Source organism: Aeromonas sp. FDAARGOS 1404 (assembly GCF_019047085.1).
GTDB lineage: Bacteria > Pseudomonadota > Gammaproteobacteria > Enterobacterales > Aeromonadaceae > Aeromonas > Aeromonas veronii.
In genome coordinates this window covers 3524976-3542433 of the sequence record NZ_CP077237.1, presented here as the reverse complement: position 1 = coordinate 3542433, position 17458 = coordinate 3524976, and the positions used below count along the sequence as shown (strand labels likewise).

General features: G+C 61.5%; 18 protein-coding genes. 7 read left to right on the top strand and 11 right to left on the bottom strand.

The window, feature by feature from the left end; translation table 11 throughout:
- Nucleotides 1-25: 25 nt before the first annotated feature.
- Nucleotides 26-1705: a sigma-54-dependent Fis family transcriptional regulator gene (locus tag I6L34_RS16580; RefSeq protein ID WP_216955009.1), complete on the bottom strand. Its 1680-nt coding sequence runs from the start codon at nt 1703-1705 to the stop codon at nt 26-28.
- Nucleotides 1706-1941: 236 nt separating this feature from the next.
- Here I6L34_RS16580 and I6L34_RS16575 point away from each other — a divergent pair, with 236 nt between their 5' ends.
- On the top strand, nt 1942-3459 hold the full coding sequence (locus I6L34_RS16575; protein WP_216955008.1) for an aldehyde dehydrogenase family protein: 1518 nt from the start codon (nt 1942-1944) through the stop codon (nt 3457-3459).
- 80 nt (nt 3460-3539) lie between these two features.
- On the opposite strand, the gene I6L34_RS16570 is transcribed toward I6L34_RS16575, so the two are convergent.
- Nucleotides 3540-4325, bottom strand: a complete 786-nt coding sequence (locus tag I6L34_RS16570) for a helix-turn-helix domain-containing protein (protein WP_216955007.1) — start codon at nt 4323-4325, stop codon at nt 3540-3542.
- 233 nt (nt 4326-4558) lie between these two features.
- Here I6L34_RS16570 and I6L34_RS16565 point away from each other — a divergent pair, with 233 nt between their 5' ends.
- On the top strand, nt 4559-5458 hold the full coding sequence (locus tag I6L34_RS16565; protein WP_201986924.1) for a DMT family transporter: 900 nt from the start codon (nt 4559-4561) through the stop codon (nt 5456-5458).
- 81 nt (nt 5459-5539) lie between these two features.
- Here the strand turns inward: I6L34_RS16565 and I6L34_RS16560 are convergent, their stop codons facing one another.
- The 5 genes from I6L34_RS16560 to I6L34_RS16540 all read right to left on the bottom strand — a co-directional run bounded on the left by I6L34_RS16560 (nt 5540) and on the right by I6L34_RS16540 (nt 11403).
- A complete protein-coding gene (locus I6L34_RS16560; RefSeq protein WP_005338420.1) occupies nt 5540-6235 on the bottom strand; it encodes a response regulator in 696 nt (231 codons plus the stop codon).
- 3 nt (nt 6236-6238) lie between these two features.
- A complete protein-coding gene (locus tag I6L34_RS16555; RefSeq protein ID WP_216955006.1) occupies nt 6239-7807 on the bottom strand; it encodes a sensor histidine kinase in 1569 nt (522 codons plus the stop codon).
- A gap of 17 nt (nt 7808-7824) precedes the next feature.
- Entirely contained in the window at nt 7825-9375 is a 1551-nt protein-coding gene (locus tag I6L34_RS16550) for an NAD-dependent malic enzyme (RefSeq protein ID WP_216955005.1), read from the bottom strand.
- Nucleotides 9376-9398: 23 nt separating this feature from the next.
- Entirely contained in the window at nt 9399-10715 is a 1317-nt protein-coding gene (locus tag I6L34_RS16545) for a 2-hydroxycarboxylate transporter family protein (RefSeq protein ID WP_216955004.1), read from the bottom strand.
- A gap of 517 nt (nt 10716-11232) precedes the next feature.
- Complete coding sequence (locus I6L34_RS16540) at nt 11233-11403, bottom strand: hypothetical protein (protein ID WP_162838752.1); 171 nt, start codon at nt 11401-11403, stop codon at nt 11233-11235.
- 298 nt (nt 11404-11701) lie between these two features.
- Here I6L34_RS16540 and I6L34_RS16535 point away from each other — a divergent pair, with 298 nt between their 5' ends.
- The 5 genes from I6L34_RS16535 to I6L34_RS16515 all read left to right on the top strand — a co-directional run bounded on the left by I6L34_RS16535 (nt 11702) and on the right by I6L34_RS16515 (nt 15792).
- Nucleotides 11702-12214: a MarR family transcriptional regulator gene (locus I6L34_RS16535; RefSeq protein ID WP_005349886.1), complete on the top strand. Its 513-nt coding sequence runs from the start codon at nt 11702-11704 to the stop codon at nt 12212-12214.
- Nucleotide 12215: 1 nt separating this feature from the next.
- Nucleotides 12216-13271: an HlyD family secretion protein gene (locus I6L34_RS16530; RefSeq protein WP_181222810.1), complete on the top strand. Its 1056-nt coding sequence runs from the start codon at nt 12216-12218 to the stop codon at nt 13269-13271.
- The gene (locus I6L34_RS16525) at nt 13261-14358 is read left to right on the top strand and encodes a DUF2955 domain-containing protein (protein WP_216955003.1); all 1098 of its coding nucleotides are present in this window, start codon (nt 13261-13263) and stop codon (nt 14356-14358) included. Before I6L34_RS16530 ends, I6L34_RS16525 begins: the two co-directional genes overlap by 11 nt.
- Nucleotides 14359-14565: 207 nt before the next feature.
- Complete coding sequence (locus tag I6L34_RS16520; protein ID WP_223849344.1) at nt 14566-15294, top strand: ABC transporter substrate-binding protein; 729 nt, start codon at nt 14566-14568, stop codon at nt 15292-15294.
- A gap of 141 nt (nt 15295-15435) precedes the next feature.
- A complete protein-coding gene (locus I6L34_RS16515; RefSeq protein WP_005349873.1) occupies nt 15436-15792 on the top strand; it encodes an MliC family protein in 357 nt (118 codons plus the stop codon).
- A gap of 56 nt (nt 15793-15848) precedes the next feature.
- Here the strand turns inward: I6L34_RS16515 and I6L34_RS16510 are convergent, their stop codons facing one another.
- The 4 genes from I6L34_RS16510 to I6L34_RS16495 all read right to left on the bottom strand — a co-directional run bounded on the left by I6L34_RS16510 (nt 15849) and on the right by I6L34_RS16495 (nt 17455).
- Entirely contained in the window at nt 15849-16241 is a 393-nt protein-coding gene (locus tag I6L34_RS16510; RefSeq protein ID WP_005349872.1) for a TonB family protein, read from the bottom strand.
- 176 nt (nt 16242-16417) lie between these two features.
- Entirely contained in the window at nt 16418-16588 is a 171-nt protein-coding gene (locus tag I6L34_RS16505; protein WP_005338440.1) for a YqaE/Pmp3 family membrane protein, read from the bottom strand.
- A 64-nt stretch (nt 16589-16652) separates the two neighbouring features.
- The gene (gene nrdG, locus I6L34_RS16500) at nt 16653-17162 is read right to left on the bottom strand and encodes an anaerobic ribonucleoside-triphosphate reductase-activating protein (protein WP_216955002.1); all 510 of its coding nucleotides are present in this window, start codon (nt 17160-17162) and stop codon (nt 16653-16655) included.
- Complete coding sequence (locus I6L34_RS16495) at nt 17159-17455, bottom strand: hypothetical protein (protein ID WP_230599605.1); 297 nt, start codon at nt 17453-17455, stop codon at nt 17159-17161. The genes nrdG and I6L34_RS16495 overlap by 4 nt, the downstream gene beginning before the upstream one ends.
- Between the last annotated feature and the right edge of the window lie 3 nt (nt 17456-17458).

The window sequence follows — 17458 nt, the reverse complement described above, 5'->3', positions numbered from 1 at the left end:
AACGACCGATGAGGGGGAGTGGCACTCAAGGCGCTTCGCGCAGCGTCCGGTAGAGGGTGGTGCGGCTGATCCCCAGCTGGCGCGCGGCCTCGCTCACATTTCCGCCGCATGCCGCCAGCGTTTGCTGTACCTGCCGCCGGGTTTGTTCACGCAAGCAGGTCACCTCCCCCATCGGCAAGGCGCCGGGCTCATTGGCCACACTGGGCAGATGCAGGTGGGCGGGTTCTATCCAACCCAACCCCTCTGCCAGCACACAGGCCACTTCCAGTGCCTGCTTGAGCTGACGCACGTTGCCGGGCAGCGGATGGGCCAGCAGCTGTTGCTCCGCATCGCGGGTCAGACGCAGGGTCGGGTCCATCTCCGCCAACAGTCGCTGGATCAGCTCCAGACGCTCAGCGGCAGGCCAACGGCGCAGCGGCATCAGCTGCTGGCGCCAGCCGCAGATCCGGTAATAGAGGTCTTCGCGAAATGCGCCACTCTGCACCATGGCCGCCAGATCCCGGTGGCTGGCACTGACCAGCCAGAAATCCACCGCCTCCGGCTTGTGACTGCCAACCGGTGTCACGCTGCGTTCCTGCAAAACCCTCAGCAGTCGAGTTTGAGCCTGCAGCGGCAGTTCGCCAATTTCATCGAGCATCAGCATGCCGCCGTGGGCTGCGCGCAGATAACCCTGACTGCCCTGGCTGCGGGCACCGCTGAAGGCCCCGCCCACATAGCCAAACAGCTCGGCTTCCACCAGATCTGTTGGTAACGCGCCACAGTTGACGCACACCAGTGGCTGCTCCCGCCGACTGGACGCTCGGTGCAGGGCCCGCACCAGATGCTCCTTGCCGCTGCCGGTCTCCCCCTCGATAAGCAGCGAAATGCCGCGCTCCAGCATCTTGAGCGGCACCTGCTGCGGATGTGGCACCGGGCTTGAGTGACCCGGCAGCGCGGTGCAGGAAGATGTCGCGTCCGCTTCTGGCAACAGCCGCAAGCCACGCCCCTCGCGCAGCAGTTGCCTGCCATCGAAAGGATGCTGACCGAGCCAGAGTCGGCCTGCCCGGTTGGCGCCGAGCAGTTCCCCCTCCTCTCCCAGCAACAGGCGAGCGGACCAGAGGCTCTGGGGATCGAGATCCACCAGCCAGCCCGGCTGACGCGCCAATAGTGCGTTTTCGAGGGTCATGGCCAGCAGCCGCACCGTGCCCAGCATGTCGCCATCGTGATGGGCCGCATCGGTGGAGATGTCGAGCACCCCGAGCAATTGCCCATCCGGCCCGAGCAACGGGCAAGCGCTGCAACTGAGGAAGCTGTGCTGGGCGAAGAAGTGCTGATTGCCGAGCACCTGCACTTCGCTCTGCTCGGCCAGCGCAGTACCGATGGCATTGGTGCCCTTGCTCGCCTCACCCCAGCGGGCGCCACTGCGCAAAAAGATACGCTCGGCATGGCGGGCGAACCCCTCATCACCGCTGGCGGCCAGAATGGCCCCCTCACCGTCACACAACAACAGGCGACAGGGGCGACCCGCCAGCAGCTGGGCAAACAGCGGCAGCACGAAGCGCTGGAAGCAGGCAATCAGCGCCCTGTGCTGCTCCTGACGGGCCGACAGCTCCCCCTGGGGCAGCAAGTCCAGATCGGCACTCTGCTGGCGGCTCAGCCCCTGATGCAGGCAACGCTGCCAGGAACGCTGGATCGGACCGGGACCGGGTTGAAGTGACTCACTCATCACGCCTCCTGTTCACAAACAGCACGACTGTCTCGGCCACTGTCCAGAAACGGTACAGTTTTATCGCAATAGCCGTGGTCATTGGTTAACCAAGATACGCTGCCATACCCCGTTTGGTAACGTTTTTGTAACCTTTCGCCTGCTGGTCAGACCCTTTGGCACGCCCCTTGCGATATCAGCTGGCAACCGGTCTGTCAGCCAGTCCGGTCAGGATCACACACATAAAGGATGATGAGATGATTTATACCGCTCCCGGTCAGGCAGGTGCCCTGGTCAGCTTCAAGTCCCGTTACGACAACTTCATCGGTGGTGAGTGGGTGGCTCCTCGCGCCGGCCGCTACTTTGAAAACATCTCGCCGGTGGATGGCAAAGTATTCTGCGAGGTCGCTCGCTCCGACGCCGCCGATATCGAGCTGGCGCTTGATGCCGCCCACAAGGCGTTCACCAGCTGGAGCAAAACCAGCGTCACCGAGCGCAGCAACCTGCTGCTGCGCATCGCCGATCGCATCGAGCAGAACATCGAACGGCTCGCCATCGCCGAAACCTGGGAGAACGGCAAGGCGGTGCGTGAAACCCTGGCGGCAGACCTGCCGCTGGTGGTGGATCACTTCCGCTACTTCGCTGGCTGCATTCGCGCTCAGGAAGGCTCGGCCGCCGAGCTGGATCAGAACACCGTCAGCTACCACTTCAAGGAGCCCATCGGCGTGGTCGGCCAGATCATCCCGTGGAACTTCCCGCTGCTGATGGCGGCCTGGAAGCTTGCCCCTGTGCTGGCGGCCGGTTGCTGCAGCGTGCTCAAGCCCGCCGAGCAGACCCCGGTCACCATCATGCTGATGATGGATCTCATCAAGGACATCCTGCCCCCCGGCGTAGTCAACGTGGTCAACGGCTTCGGCGCCGAGGCAGGTCAGGCTCTGGCCACCAGCAACCGGATCCAGAAACTCGCCTTCACCGGTTCGACCGAAGTGGGCGCCCATATCCTGCGCTGCGCCGCCGACAAGCTGATCCCCTCCACCGTGGAGCTGGGCGGCAAGTCCCCCAATATCTACTTCGCCGACGTGATGCAGCACGAGAGCAGCTACATCGATAAGGCGGTAGAAGGGATGCTGATGACCTTCTTCAACCAGGGGGAAGTGTGTACCTGTCCCTCCCGCGCGCTGGTGCAGGCCAGCATCTATGACGACTTCATGGACAGGGTGCTGGCCCGTGCTCGCACCATCGTTCAGGGCAACCCCCTCGATACCGCCACTCAGGTGGGGGCGCAGGCGTCCCGCGAGCAGTTCGACAAGATCCTGGGCTACATGGAGATCGGCCGCGGCGAAGGGGCCAAGATGCTGATCGGCGGCGGCCCGGCCCAGGTGAGCGGGCTGGAGGGGGGATTCTACATCCAGCCCACCATCTTCTCCGGTCAGAACAAGATGCGGGTGTTCCAGGAGGAGATCTTCGGGCCGGCGCTCGGGGTCACCACCTTCAAGGACGAGGCCGATGCTCTGGCCATTGCCAACGACACCCAGTACGGGTTGGGGGCAGGCCTGTGGACCCTCGACAGCAATCTGGCCTGGCGCATGGGGCGTGGCATTCAGGCTGGCCGGGTCTGGGTCAACTGCTACCACGCCTACCCGGCACACGCCGCCTTTGGCGGTTACAAAAAGTCGGGGATCGGCCGCGAGACCCACAAGATGATGCTGGATCACTACCAGAACACCAAGAACCTGCTGGTGAGTCACGACATCAACCCGCTCGGCTTCTTCTAGCGCAAGCAGACGTCATCAGAAAGGGCGCCTGCGGGCGCCCTTCTTGTTTTGCTTCATCAGATGACATGTCCGGCGATTTGTTATCGGGCTGACTGTAGGCGATAACGCTGGGGGGAGCAGCCCAGCTCCCGGTTGAACATGGCGATAAAGGCCGAGGTGGAGCCGTAACCGAGCCGCCAGCTGATCTCTTGAATGGGCATGTCCCCCTTGAGCCAGGCCAGCGCCTTGAGCAGCCGTAACCGCGCCCGCCACTGACCGAAGCTCATCCCCAGCTCCCGCAGGCAGCGCCGCGCCAGGGTGCGCTCTGTGGTGTGCAGTTGTCCGGCCCACTGGGCCAGAGTACGGGGATCGGCAGGATCGCTGTGCAACGCCGCCAGCATGGGAACCAGCAGCTTGTCCTGACTCATCGGCAGGTAGCTCTCCTGACAGCGGGTGCGCGCCAGTCGCTCCACCAGCAACTCGGCCTGACGCTGATCCCACTCATCCACCATATGGCCTACCCGCCGTTCGCAAAAATCGCTCAGCAGGGCGCGGATCAGCGGGGTGAGCAGCAGCAATCTGGGCTCTGGCGGCAGCTTGGCCGCCAGCTCGTGGCTGACGTAGATGGAGGTGTAGTCGAGGGTCTGCTCGTTGTAGGAGGTATGGTCGAGATCCGCCGGTACCCAGATCAGGTAGTCGGCAGGGGCCACCAGTCGCTGATCCCCCAGCTCTATCTCCATGATCCCCAGGCTGATCATGTTGAGCTGGCCCCAGGGGTGGGAGTGCAGCACGGTCGCGCTGTCGGCCAGCATCTGCTGGTAACTGAAATAGAGCGGATTGGGTGCGGGCAGAACGACATCTACCGGCTGAAAGTGATGAGTAGCCATCAGCGCCCCTTGTCAGCGAGAGAGAGGAACAGGCGTGATGCAACGCCCTGTTGGCTCGGTCTCCGGCACAGGTCAAAAGCAGCCATCAGTTGCGGGCAGACGCAGTCCGTATGGGCCGAAATAAGGTGCATCAGAAAGAGTTGTCTTTTCTGCTGGGTCATCTGTCTGTTTTACGCTACTTGATAATATAAAGACAAGGGTAGACTTGGCCCCCTGTTAATAAGGAGCCTCTGATGCGAATCTTTTCCCCTCTTCTCTTTCCGCTGATGGCTGTGCTGATCTGGGCTACCAATACCGTGGTTTCCAAGGCGGCCGCCAGCGTGCTCGACCCCGCGGCTATCTCCTTCTATCGCTGGGTGATCGCCGCTCTGGCACTGACCCCCTTCTGCCTGCCGCAGCTGTGGCGCCGCCGTAGCGAGGTTCGCCCCTGGCTCGGCAAGCTGCTGGTGCTGGCGGCGCTCGGTATGGTGCTCTACCAATGCCTCGCCTATTACGCCGCCCACAGCACCTCGGCGACCAATATGGGGGTGATCGGCTCCCTCATTCCGCTGCTTACCCTGCTGCAAGGGGCGCTCTTCTTCGGCCAGCGTCCCGGCAAACAGGCACTGCTCGGCATGAGTCTCTCCCTGTTCGGAGTGCTCTGGCTGCTTGGCAAGGGCGAACCGCTCGCCCTGCTCCATAACGGCATCAACCCGGGGGATGGCATGATGCTGCTGGGGTCCGCCAGCTACGCCCTTTACGGCCTATTGATCCGCCGCTGGCACCTGCCGTTTGGCCCCTGGCTCAACCTCTACATGCAGATCCTGCTGGCGGTACTGCTGCTGGTGCCGCTCGCCCTCAGCGCCGACTCGATGGCGGTACCGGCCGAAGGGTGGGGACTGGTGCTCTTCGCCGGGCTCGCCTCCTCTCTGCTGGCAGCCTACTGCTGGATGCGCGGCCTCGCCTGCATGGGCGCCGAGCGCACCTCGGTCTTTATGAACCTGATGCCGCTCTGTACGGCGCTGATCGCCGTCGTCGGTCTGGGGGAACCGATCCACGGCTATCACCTGCTGGGTGGCGGCCTTATTCTGGGGGGCGTGATGATCTCCCAGCTGAAAAAGCGTGTCCCACTGCCGGAACGCAATGCGGCCTGACGGGCAACATGCAAAAAACAACAAGGGAGCCGCTGGCTCCCTTGTTCATTTCTATCGTGTTCTAGCGACGGTGAACCGACTTCACCCCGCCCGGCGCCAGCGGTAGCGCCGCTCCGGCCGCCCCCGCTGGCCATAGTTGAGATCCACATCCACCCGATCTTCCGACTCCAGATACTCCAGATAGCGGCGCGCCGTGGTGCGGCTGAGGGAGAGCCGCAGCGCCACCGTGTCGGTGGAAAAGACGTTCTCCGGCTCGCCCGCCAGCAGATCCAGCACCTGACGCAGGGTGATGCTGTCGATCCCCTTGGGAGTGACGCGCATCTCCTTGATCTGGGAGCGCCCCCCCTTGCCCAGCAACTTGTCGAGATCTTCCTGCTCCAGCCGACCCCGCTCGCACAGACGGCTGTGCAGTTGCAGGATCTCGTCCAGACTCTGCTGGATGCGAAACAGCCGCAATGGTTTGATGACGTAGTCATGAACCCCCAGGTTGAGGGCCTGCTGGATGGTCTCCACATCCCGCGAGGCAGTCACCATGATGACGTAGGCTTCGCGGTTGTGGCTGCGCAGGCGGCTCACCCACTCAAGGCCGGAGCCATCGGGCAGGGAGACATCCACCAGCAGCAGTTGGGGCACCACACCGGCCATCATGGCATCGGCCTGGGCCAGGGTGCCGGCCCGCCCCAGCAGGGAGAAACCGGGGGTCGCCGCCACCAGTTCTGACAAGATGGCACCGATCCGATCGTCATCTTCAATAACAAGCGTGATTATTGGGTCCATGGCTCACATTAATTGGTTTTTATTCAAGTAGATACCAAACAGGGTGGTCTGCTCGGCGGTTCGCCGCCATTCTATCACACCCTCGTGCCGACCCACGGTCTCCTTGACCAGGAACAGACCCACCCCGTGATCGCCGCTCTGGCGACTCACCCCGTAATCGAACAGATGATCGGCCAGCTCCTCGTCGACCCCCTCGCCGCTATCCTCCACCTCGATCACCAGTCGCCGCCCCACATCGCACAGAGAGAGCAGCACCCGCGGCGGCCGCTGCTGGCGGTTGCGCCAGGCCGCCTGCAGACCGTTGTCCAGCAGGTTGCCAATGAGGGTGATGAGATCGGCCGAGACCGAAGCCGGATACTCCGCCAGCGCCGAATCGGGATCGAGCTCCAGGGTCACCCCGAGCTCGCGGGCACGGCTGAACTTGCCGAGAATAAGCCCCGCCACCGGCTTGTTGTCGATCAGCCGCAGCAGCTCCTGCAGCATGGTCTGGCACGCTTCGTTCTCCTGCTGGATCAGCTCCACCGCCTGATCCACATGGCCCAGCTGCAATAGGCCGGAGAGGCTGCTGAGCTTGTTGGCGAACTCGTGGCTCTGCATCCGCAGCATCTCGGCATACTGGCGCAGGTGGGTCACCTGTACCCCCAGACTGGCAGCCACCTCCGGACGGCTGAAGATCAGCAGCCGCCCCGGTGCCTTGCCCTGCACCGCCTGCCAGCGGCCGACGAAGGACTCTCCCTGAATGGTGAAGCTCACTTCCCCCCCCTCCTGCTCCAGACAGGGGACAAGGGGCGGCACCAGCTCCGCCAGCGACTGCCCCTGCAAGGCATGGCGCCCGGTGACCGGCAGCCGCAGCTGATAGCTGGCGGTGCTGTTGATCATGTTGATGTTGCCGCGGCCATCGAGGGCAATCACCCCTTCGGTGATGTGCTCCAGCACCAGATCCTGCAGGGTGAAACGGCGCACGATCGCCTCCGGCTCCAGATCGAGCAGGGTCTTGCGCAGCAGGTATTGCACCCAGAGTGCCAGCAGCAGGCCGCACCCCAGCACCGCTACTATGGCGCAGATGAGCAGGGCCACCCGCTCCATATAGATACCCTCCACCTGCTGCATCAGGTAGCCCACCACCACGGCCCCCATGACGAGCCCGTCACCGCCCACCACCGGGGAGAAGCAGCGGATCGCCGGCCCCATGGTGCCCCGATCCTTGGAGCAATAGCTTCGCCGCTCCTGCAGCGCGGGCCAGATATCCTCGCCGCGAAACTTCTGCCCCACCAGCTCGGGGTTGGGGTGGCTGAGGCGGCGACCATGCTCGTCGGTCACCACCATATAGGTGGCGTCAGTGCGGTTGCAGAACGCCTCCACATAGTCGCGCAGGGTAGGATCACTGCCCTGACGCAGAGCCTCGACCACCCGGGTGTCCGCCGCCATCACCCGGGCCAGATCGCTCCCCTTATCCTGCAGGTTGCTCTCCAGCAGATGACGGATAAAGAGGGCCAGCAGGCTGCCCAGAATGAGGATCAGCAGCAGGGAGAGCCCAAGAGAGAGGGTGACCAACTGGTGGCGAAGTTTCATGCACATACCTTAAAACGTCAGGACGCTGCCCAATAGTGCGGATGCCACCAGGTCTGGTCAATCAAAGGAGCCGGATCGCCGACAAAATCGGCCAATTCTTCCTCGCGGGCGCAGAGCGCCACCGCTCTGGCGACGGCGCGGGCCACCTCTCCCACCTGCTCGATGGGGGGCAACAGCCGGCCCGCCACCAGCGGATAGGCGCCGACCGCCCGCACCGCGGCCAGCAACATGCCATCGCTGATGCGGCGCGCCTTGACGGCGCAGGCTCCGAGACCAATGCCCGGAAAGACATAGACGTTGTTGCACTGGGAGACTACCCGCCGCTCCCCCGTCACCGTCACCGGCGCAAAGGGGCTGCCGGTGGCTAGCAGGGCGCGGCCATCTGTGGCAGCCCATACCTGCTCGGGGGTAGCCTCGGCGCTGCGGGTCGGGTTGGAGAGTGGCAGGATCACCGGCTGATCGCACACCTCCCCCATCGCCTGCAACACCTCGCCAGTAAAGAGGCCGCCCTGACCGCTCACGCCAATCAAGACCGCCGGGCGCACCTGGCGGATGGTCTCCAGCAGCGAACTGCTCCCCTCCTCCACGGCACGGGCAAATGGCTGTTGGGCGCGGGTCAGGTTGGGACGATCGCTGCAGACCACTCCGTCCTGATCAAACAGCCAGACGCCGTCGTGACTCCCCGCCAGCTGGGCCAGCATGGCGGCGATGCCGCAACCGGCAGAGCCCGCCCCGACGATCAGCACAGGGGCATCATTGAGGGTGGTACCCGCCTGCTGCAACCCGGCCAGCACGCAGGCGGAGGCAACCGCCGCCGTGCCCTGAATATCGTCGTTGAACATGCAGAGCTCGTCCCGATAACGGGTCAGCAAGTTGGCGGCATGCTTGCCGGCAAAGTCTTCAAACTGCAGCACCACCTGCGGCCAGCGCTTGCGAATGGCGGCCACCACCTTGTCCATAAAGTGGTAATAGCTCTCGCCGTCGATGCGCGGGGATTGCCAACCGAGGTAGGAGTCATCCTCCAGCAGCTCGGGATTGTTGGTGCCCACATCGACACAGAGCGGCAGGGTACGGGCCGGGTTGATGCCACCCGCGGCGGAGTAGAGCGCCAGCTTGCCGATACAGATCCCCATGCCGCCGATACCGAGATCGCCGAGCCCCAGCACCCGCTCACCATCGGAGATGACGATCACGTCCACCTCCTGCTCCACCGACTCGAGGATGTCGTCAAGATCGTCCCTGTCATGCCAGGAGAGGTAGAGGCCGTGGCTGCGCAGATAGAGATCGCTGTGGCGCTGGCACGCCTCCCCCACCACCGGGGTGTAGATGATCGGCAGCAGCTCCGGCAGGTGGTGGCGCACCAGATCGTAGAAGAGCACCGGGTTGTCCTCCTGCAGCTGACGCAGCAGCAGATGCTGGTCAAACGGACTCTGCATGGCGCTGACCAATCGGTAGATCCGGCGCCGCTGCTGGGAGAGGGACTCCTCCTTGTGGGGCATACGCCCCCGCACGCCCTGACGCTTGCGTTCAGCATAGGGCAGGCTGGTGCCCATCATGATGTCGTTCATTTTGTTTGTTCCTCAATCCGGTATCAGGCGAACAGGGAGATTAGAGCAGTAGCCAGGATCAGCATCACGGCGCCGCCAAGACGGGAGGAGATCTGGGCAAAGGGCATCAGCTTCATCCGCTGGGCCGCCGAGAGCACGGCTACGTCGCCGGTGCCGCCCATGTTGGCCATACATAGCCCGCCGGTGATGGCCGCCTCGATGGGATAGAAACCGATCATCCGGCCCACCAGTGCCGCGCCGAGGGCGCCACCGATCACGGTGACCATGACCAGCACGAAGTAGCTGATGGAAAAAGCGCTGATCAGCTCCGGAATACTGGTATAGGCGACGCCGATCCCCACCAGCAGGGAGGGAGTGAGGTTGCTCACCACAAACTGATACCAGTCGGCCGCCGCCTGCTCATAACGGCGCGGCAGCAGGCCGCTCACCTTGATAAAAGCGACCGCCAAAATCATCAGGGCAAAGGGGTGCATGGGGATAAAGTTACCAAGCAGGGAACCCAGCACAAACATGCTGGAGCTGATGAAAAGGCCCATGCCAAGACTCTGCAGGGTCGGCGCTTCGGCCTGCTCGTCAGCAATGTTCTGGCTATTCTCTTTGACCATTAGCTTGCCGTTGCCGGTCAGGGAGGGGTAACGGCGACCGAGCCGCGCCAGCAGGGAGCCCACCAAAATGGCCAGGGTATTGGCGATCACCACCGCCGGTACCATGCGCGACAATAGATCCGCACTGGACATCTGCATCGGGCCGGAGAGGATCTCCACCAAGGGCACCGCACCAGCCCCCATGCCACCGCCCATGATCGGCAGGCCGATCAGCAGCACCGCATTCTTGAAGCCATACCCCATCAGGGAGCCGACCAGACCAACGCTCAGCAGTGCCAGTGCGACGCCACCAAGAATGACCGGCAGGTAGCGCATGGCGGCATTTTTCAGCAAAGCGCCGCTCATACCGAACACCGAACCGGTCACCAGACTGGCGATAAAGAAGTTGAGAAAGCCTCCCTCCTTCATGAAGTTGGTGATGACCTGCCCAGCCTGCACCGGCAGCAGCTGATATTCGAACAGGGCGGCGCCGCCGAAGATGGCGAGGATGGTGCCCCCCCCCAGATATTCACGGATCGGCATGATCCGCTCACCCAACTCGGTCAGCAGGGTGCCCAGCACAAACATCAGTGCCAGCGCACCGACCATGCCGAGCGGCAGCGAGCCGTTCCAGCCGGAAAAGAGAACGCAGGTCGCCAGCCCCAGAAATATAAAAAGCGGCATACCGGCAATTTGTTGGCCGCCCATCAAGGCGGCCTTTTCTTGTGTGGTTTGTAGGGGTGAGAGGTTTTTCATTGTTATGTACTCTGCGTGTGATTGTGACCGCTACTTTATTGATCCCCCTCACTCCTGTCGGTTAGCCAGACTGCAAAGCCATATAAAAACATTAAAAACTTAAACATCATGGTGCCGCCAACGCGTGCTGCACAATAGAACACCAGACCATCGATGCCCTGCTTGACCAGGAAATTGGGCGATAAAACGAGCGAGCCCAATGGCGGATATTTGGGTGATCAGCAGTAATAACGATGCGATGTTCTCCCCCCTTCGGGGAAATAACAGAGCCAGATGACAAGTTCTGCGACCATTTATCGTCACAGCTCCTGTGAGTGATAAGCAGCGGGCAATGTCATCGCCATGACGCGAGTGCCACGGCATGCCACATCAGGGTTTGAGTCGGCGTGCAAGAAGCACGCACGATGAAAAAGGGTGAGGAGAAAGATGCAAAAAGGGGAGATTGAAATAGTGATGAGCCAAGCCAGCGAATACCAGAGCACTGGCTTGAACTCACAAGGATCACACACGGTCAGGTCTATTCTGCCAACAGCAATGGAATATTGGCGGGGTCAAAATCATGACTGATATCGGTACTTCTGATTGCGCCTTCCCGATTCACGCCATGGTGTGACTCTGCACCATATTCTCCATCACTCAACAGCGCTTCAATTGCCAGATACACACATCCACTGTCATATCCATCCACAACCCGTTTCCCCCTTGTTTTATAACCCCATCAATATTAGCGGATAAAAAAAGAGCTGCTCGCTGAAGCTGAAAATTTCATGAAAATAACTGCCGAATATCCTCCATTCACGGCGCAATATCCGAATCGGCAAGAGAGCCTCGAGTGGATCAGCCCCGAGAATAACATTAGGGGCTCGAATGAAGCTAACTCACACCAGCGAAAGATCCGACCAGAAACATGATCAGTATCACACTATTTACTTAGCCTGCTAAACAAGTATGATAGTTAGCAGGCTAAGTACATTGAGGATGAGAAGATGACGGATCTGGAAAGGTTGCGCGAGCTGTCGCTCGCCGAGCAGATAGCGCGGATGCACCGGCTATGGCGTACTGCCGCCGATCTGGAGCTGGCTCCCCTTGGCCTCACCCATCCCCGCTGGACCGCGCTGTGGAAACTCTCCCGCATGGGGAACCATGTCAGCCAGAAGACCCTGGCCGAAGCCCTCGAGATAGAGCTCCCATCCCTGATGCGCACCCTGGGCCAGCTGGAAGAGCAGGGACTGATTGAGCGCCACTGCTGCAGTCAGGACAAGCGGGCCCGCATCGTCTGCGTGACCCCGGCTGGCCAGACCCTGCTCGATCAGATCGCCGACCGCATCATGAATATCCGCCGGGAGCTGCTGGGGGGCATTGACGAGCAGACCCTGCAGCTGTTTGAAGCCACGGTGCAGCGGATCTCGGCCAACGCCCTCAGCAAAATTGAACAACACCACGACCGACAAGCCGGAGGCGATACAAGCCCTCCCGAGACCGACACAGAGAGAGAATAAGATGACCCCGGATCAACAATTTACCCGCTGGATCAAATGGTCCATGGCTGGCTTTGCCACCCTGTTTGCCTATTTTCTGATAGCCGACCTGCTGATGCCCCTCACCCCTCAGGCGATGGCGACCCGGGTGGTCACCAAGCTGGCCCCCCAGGTGAGCGGCAAGGTGATCGAGGTCGCCGTTCACAACAACCAGCAGGTCAAGAAGGGGGATCTGCTGTTCAGGCTGGATCCGGCCCCTTTTGAACTGGCAGTGGAGCAGGCCCGCCTTGTGCTAGCGCAGGCAGAGCAGCAGAACAGTGAACTGGATGCCGCCCTGACCGCCGCCGTCGCCGAGATCAACGCCAAGGAGACCCTGGCCAGCCAGAAGTGGCGCGAGGCTGAGCGGATCGATGCGCTCTACCAACGTCACATGGTTTCGCTGCAACAAAAAGATGAGGCTGACAGCGCCCTGCGCAGCGCCCAGGCCAACCTGCGCGCCAGTCAGGCCAAACTGACCCAGATCAAGGCCAGTCGTGGCGTGACCGGTGAGGACAATCTGTTGCTGCGCCAGGCCCGCAACAAGCTGGCGCAAGCGCAGTTGGCCCTCTCTTACAGCCGGGTCCACGCGGATCAGGATGGCACCATCACCAACCTGCAGCTCAAGCCGGGCAGTATCGCCAGCGCCGGCAGCCCGCTGCTGGCGCTGGTGTCGGAACAGGTGGACGTCATAGCCGATTTTCGGGAGAAGAGCCTGCGCCATGTCGGCGCGCAAACCCGCGCACTGGTCGCCTTCGATGGCGAGCCGGGTCAGCTCTATCCTGCTCGGGTAAGCAGTCTGGATGCCGGAGTGAGCGCCGGTCAGTTTGATGCCAATGGTCGACTGGCGGCGCCGGTGGAGTCGGATCGCTGGGTACGGGATGCCCAACGGATGCGGCTGCACCTCGAGCTGGAGCAGCTCCCCGATCATCTGCCAGCCGGGGCGCGGGCCACGGTACAACTGCTGCCGGACAATGCCCTGACCGCCATACTGGCACGGGGCCAGATCCATCTGCTCAGCCTGCTCCATTATGTCTACTAACCACGCCACTCACCCGTCGGCCAATACCGCCGCAGCACACCCCGCCGGTGGTGCTGCCACTCACCTCTGGTATCGGCCCCTCACCGGCAACGAGTTGCGCCAGTGCCTGCGCATCGCCTTTGGCTGCACCACGGGCTTTCTGCTCTGCAAGCTGTTTGGCTGGAATTACGGGGTCTTCTATACGGTCACGCCAGTGCTGCTGCTGGGGATGGTGCCGGTGATGAATGGCCATGCCGCGCGCCAGCTGATCGCGGCAGCGGCGGTCTGTGGGGTGGAGGTCGGGCTGCTGGGGGGACTGTTTGGCAGCCACCCGGCGCTGATGACCCCTATCGCCTTCATGCTGTTTCTCTACCGCTTCGCCGCCATGTCGCGGGGCAGCCTGTTTCTGTTCGGGGCCAACGGGGTGCTGAGCCTCAGCATCATGCTGCACTTTGCCAGCTATCCGCAGACCGACCTCAACGACCTGATCCTCAACAATATCTGGGCGAGCGTGCTGTCGGTGCTGATCGCCTACCTGATGACCATGCTGATCCCGGATGTGGAGGCCAGACCCAAGCCCGCCTCGGCCCCCAAGGCGCCGCACCGGATGCGCCATGAAGCTCTGCTGGGGGCCACGGTGGCCACCCTGTCGTTTCTGGTATTTCAGGTGTTTGACCTGCGCGACTCCATGTCTGCCCAGGCCACAACCCTGCTGGTGCTGTTCCCCATGCACTGGAACGGCGCCCTCAGTTATGCCCGCAAACGGGCGATGGGCACCTTGCTGGGGGTCACCTTCGGCTTGCTCGGCCAACTGCTGCTCTATGACTGGTCAGGGCAACTGCTGCTGGTCGCTCCACTGCTGTGGCTCGGCGCCATGCTGTTCAGCCATGCCCACGTCAAGGAGGCAGGCGGCTCCGGGGTCGGCTTTGGCGCCCTCACTACCCTCGGCATCCTGTTTGGCCAGTACCTCACCCCGGGCAACGATCTGGTGTTCAGCGCCCTCTACCGGGTGAGCAGCATCCTGTTTGCCATCGTGGTCACCCTGCTGGCCTGCTACCTCGTCCACCGGTTGCTCAACCGCTTCGAGGCGACCCGCTTCGGTTATTGATTTCCTGTTGTAAGCACTGTTGTCAGCCCATGGATGAGCTCTCTTTCGCCCCGTCGCCTGCCGGGGCGTTTTTTCTCTCCCTCGTGTGCCTCCCTTGTCATCCCCCCACCACCACAGCTCAGCGCAGAAGTACGGCTATGCTTGTAAGGCTGCTGTCGATGAGGTGTACCTATGGTCGCGTTGTTAAAAAAATGGCTGGTTTGTCTGATGCTGTTGGCTACCAGCCCGCTCGGGGCCACCCCGCTTGTCATTGGTGCCGAAGATGACTGGGCCCCCTACTGCGAGCGCGACAAGGACAATGAGGATGACCAGCCCCACGGACTGGCGCCTGAGCTGGTAAAGGCGGTGTTCGCCGCCGAAGGGATCGAGATTGTCTTTCGCACCCTCCCCTTCGCCCGCTGCATGCACGATGCGAAAAGCGGCAAACTTGCGGGGTGCTTCAACGCCACCATCACCGAAGAGAACCGCTACCAGTACCATTGGCACGATACCCCCATGTTCGAGGAGGATCTTGCCATCTTCGCCCTTGCCAGCGACCCGCAACGGGATCTCAAGCTCACCTCGCTGGAGGGCAAGCGGGTGGGCATCACCCTCGGCTACACCTACCCCACCGATTTTATGGAGAACCCCAGGATCACCCGCTTTCAGGCCAAATCCGATGCCCAGATCCTCGAAATGCTGGTACGTGGCCGGGTCGACTACATCCTGATGAACGGCATGCCGGGCTACCTCAAGATCCAGCAAAAACAGCTGACCGGCAAGGTGGTCAAGGTTGGCAAGCTCTCCACTGATGGCTTCTGGCTCGCCTTCTCCCGCCACCACCCGCAAGGGGAAGCGCTGGCAAAACAGTTCGAGCAGGGGCTGCAGAAGATCAAAAACAACGGCATCTATGAGACGCTGATCCGCCAGTTTGAAACCAGACTTGGCCTCTACTGATGGCGATGCCTTCCTGATTGCACCCTCTCATACTCGCGCGGTATGCCGGACAGCCAGCGACGCACCGAATGGCCGTGCGGATTGCACAATAACGGCAACCTGTTAGGCTCACGCCCGTATGACACCAATGGAGCTGTAATCATGAATAAGGTACATATGATGGCCGCTGGTGCGCTGGCCCTCGGCCTGCTCGCTGGCTGCAATCAGGGCAATACCCTCTCAGTCACCGGTGGCGAACCGGTCAGTTACCAGTGCGAGCAGGGCAAGAAGGTGCAGGTGCGCTACTTCTCCCTCTCCGACGAAAGCCTCAACTTTATCAAGCTGTCACTGCCGGACGGCAAGGATTACACCCTGCCCCAGGCCGTCTCGGCCTCCGGCGCCCGCTATACGGACGAACATGAGGCCGTCTGGTGGAACAAGGGGGATGAGGGCTTTGTCGAGCTGCGGGATCAGGATGGCGAGTGGCAGACCGCCTACAACGACTGCAAACAGCAATAAACGTGACCCCGGCCTGGCCGGGGTCTCTCTTTCTCTGGCATAAGAGTGATGGGGGATCAGTTGATCTCGATCTCGAAGCGGTTGGTCACCTCGACCGGAATGGCATCCGGGTTGCCCTCTGCCGGGCTGTAGCGGATCCGCGAGAGGGTCGCCAGCGCGCTCTGTTCCAGTTCGCCGGGGGGCTCGGCCGCCACCACTTCCGGCTTGACCGGCGTGCCGCTGGCGTCGATTTGATAGCGAACTTCCACATACCCCTTGACCGGTTTGGCCGGCAGGGCCGGCTCGTCATTGCCAAGCCATGACCACTGCTTCTCCTGAACCCAGTAGCTGGACAACTGCTCGAGAGGGATAGCGATCGGAGCGCGCTCGTGCGCTACCTCCTGACGGGATGAGCACCCCAGCAACAGTGTCACTGCCAGACCTGACCATACTGCGACTTTCCAATTCATGTAACGCTCCTTGTTCTCTGCCGGTGCTTGTTGCCGGACTGCAGGGCGCTCAACGCGGCCCGCTTGGTCAGTCACCCATCCTAACGAAAAAGTATTCGTATGAACATGAACAAAAGGGCCAACCCCAAGAGGTTGGTCCTTTTATCGTCAATAAGCTCACTAACCAGCCGAAGGCATCAGCCGCGCTTGTCGCTCACCACCAGCCAGAGCGCATGGACCATGCCCGGCAGACCGCCCATCAGGGTCAGCACTATGTTGATTAAAAAGTGCAGGCTAAAGCCCACCTGGATAAACGCGCACACAGGGGGCAGGAAAATGGCCAGCAGGATCTTGAGCAGATTGTTCATCTCGGCTCTCCTCTTCAAGAATGTCGTCAGGATTGGAATGGGCTAACCATAAACATCCCGGACTTCAACTGCAAACCAGACAGGGAATTCGCTCACCCGCATCACGCCAGGCGTTGAGGTCGTGGATCTGCTGATTGCTGCTGCCACGCCAGAGCAGGCCCGGATCTGCCAACGCCTTTTCATACTTGCCATCCACCAGCACATCCAGCAGGGCGACCAGCTCGCGCTGGGCCTCTGACAGCTCGCCGAGCCGGTAGCCGGTCCAGCACCAGATATCCTTGCCCGGACACTCGGCGCGCACCCGTTTCACCAGTGCCAGCACGTGGGGAACATTGGCCGGGTGGAGCGGATCGCCGCCGGAGAGCGACAGACCTCGCCGTTTGATGCGGCTGTCGTTGAGATCCGCAATGACGCGATCGCTCATCGCCTCATCGAACGGCTTGCCGCCATCGAGCCGCCAGGTGCTCTGGTTGTAGCAACCCGGGCACTGGTGCTCACAGCCGGAGACAAACAGGGTGGCACGGGTGCCGGGGCCGTTGATCACATCGACCGGGTAGTATTGGTGGTAATTCATGACTGAAGGTTCTGGGTGTATTTGAGATATTCCAGCAGACCACTCATAAAACGGACTCTTTCACTAGCAAGTGTCTGGAAATACTGATCTTCACTCCGGTTCAACATGAATAAGATCTTATCCCGCAGCAATTCTTCATCTAGTGCGTAGCCATGCTCTGTCACATAGGCATGAATAAAACGATAGAAAAATTGGGTGTCATTAATATGCACTTCATGCCAAGTATCTCGCGCTACCCATTGCCTCAGCATTTTCTCCGACATCGGTTTTAGAAACATAAGCTCAACCTTCATAAA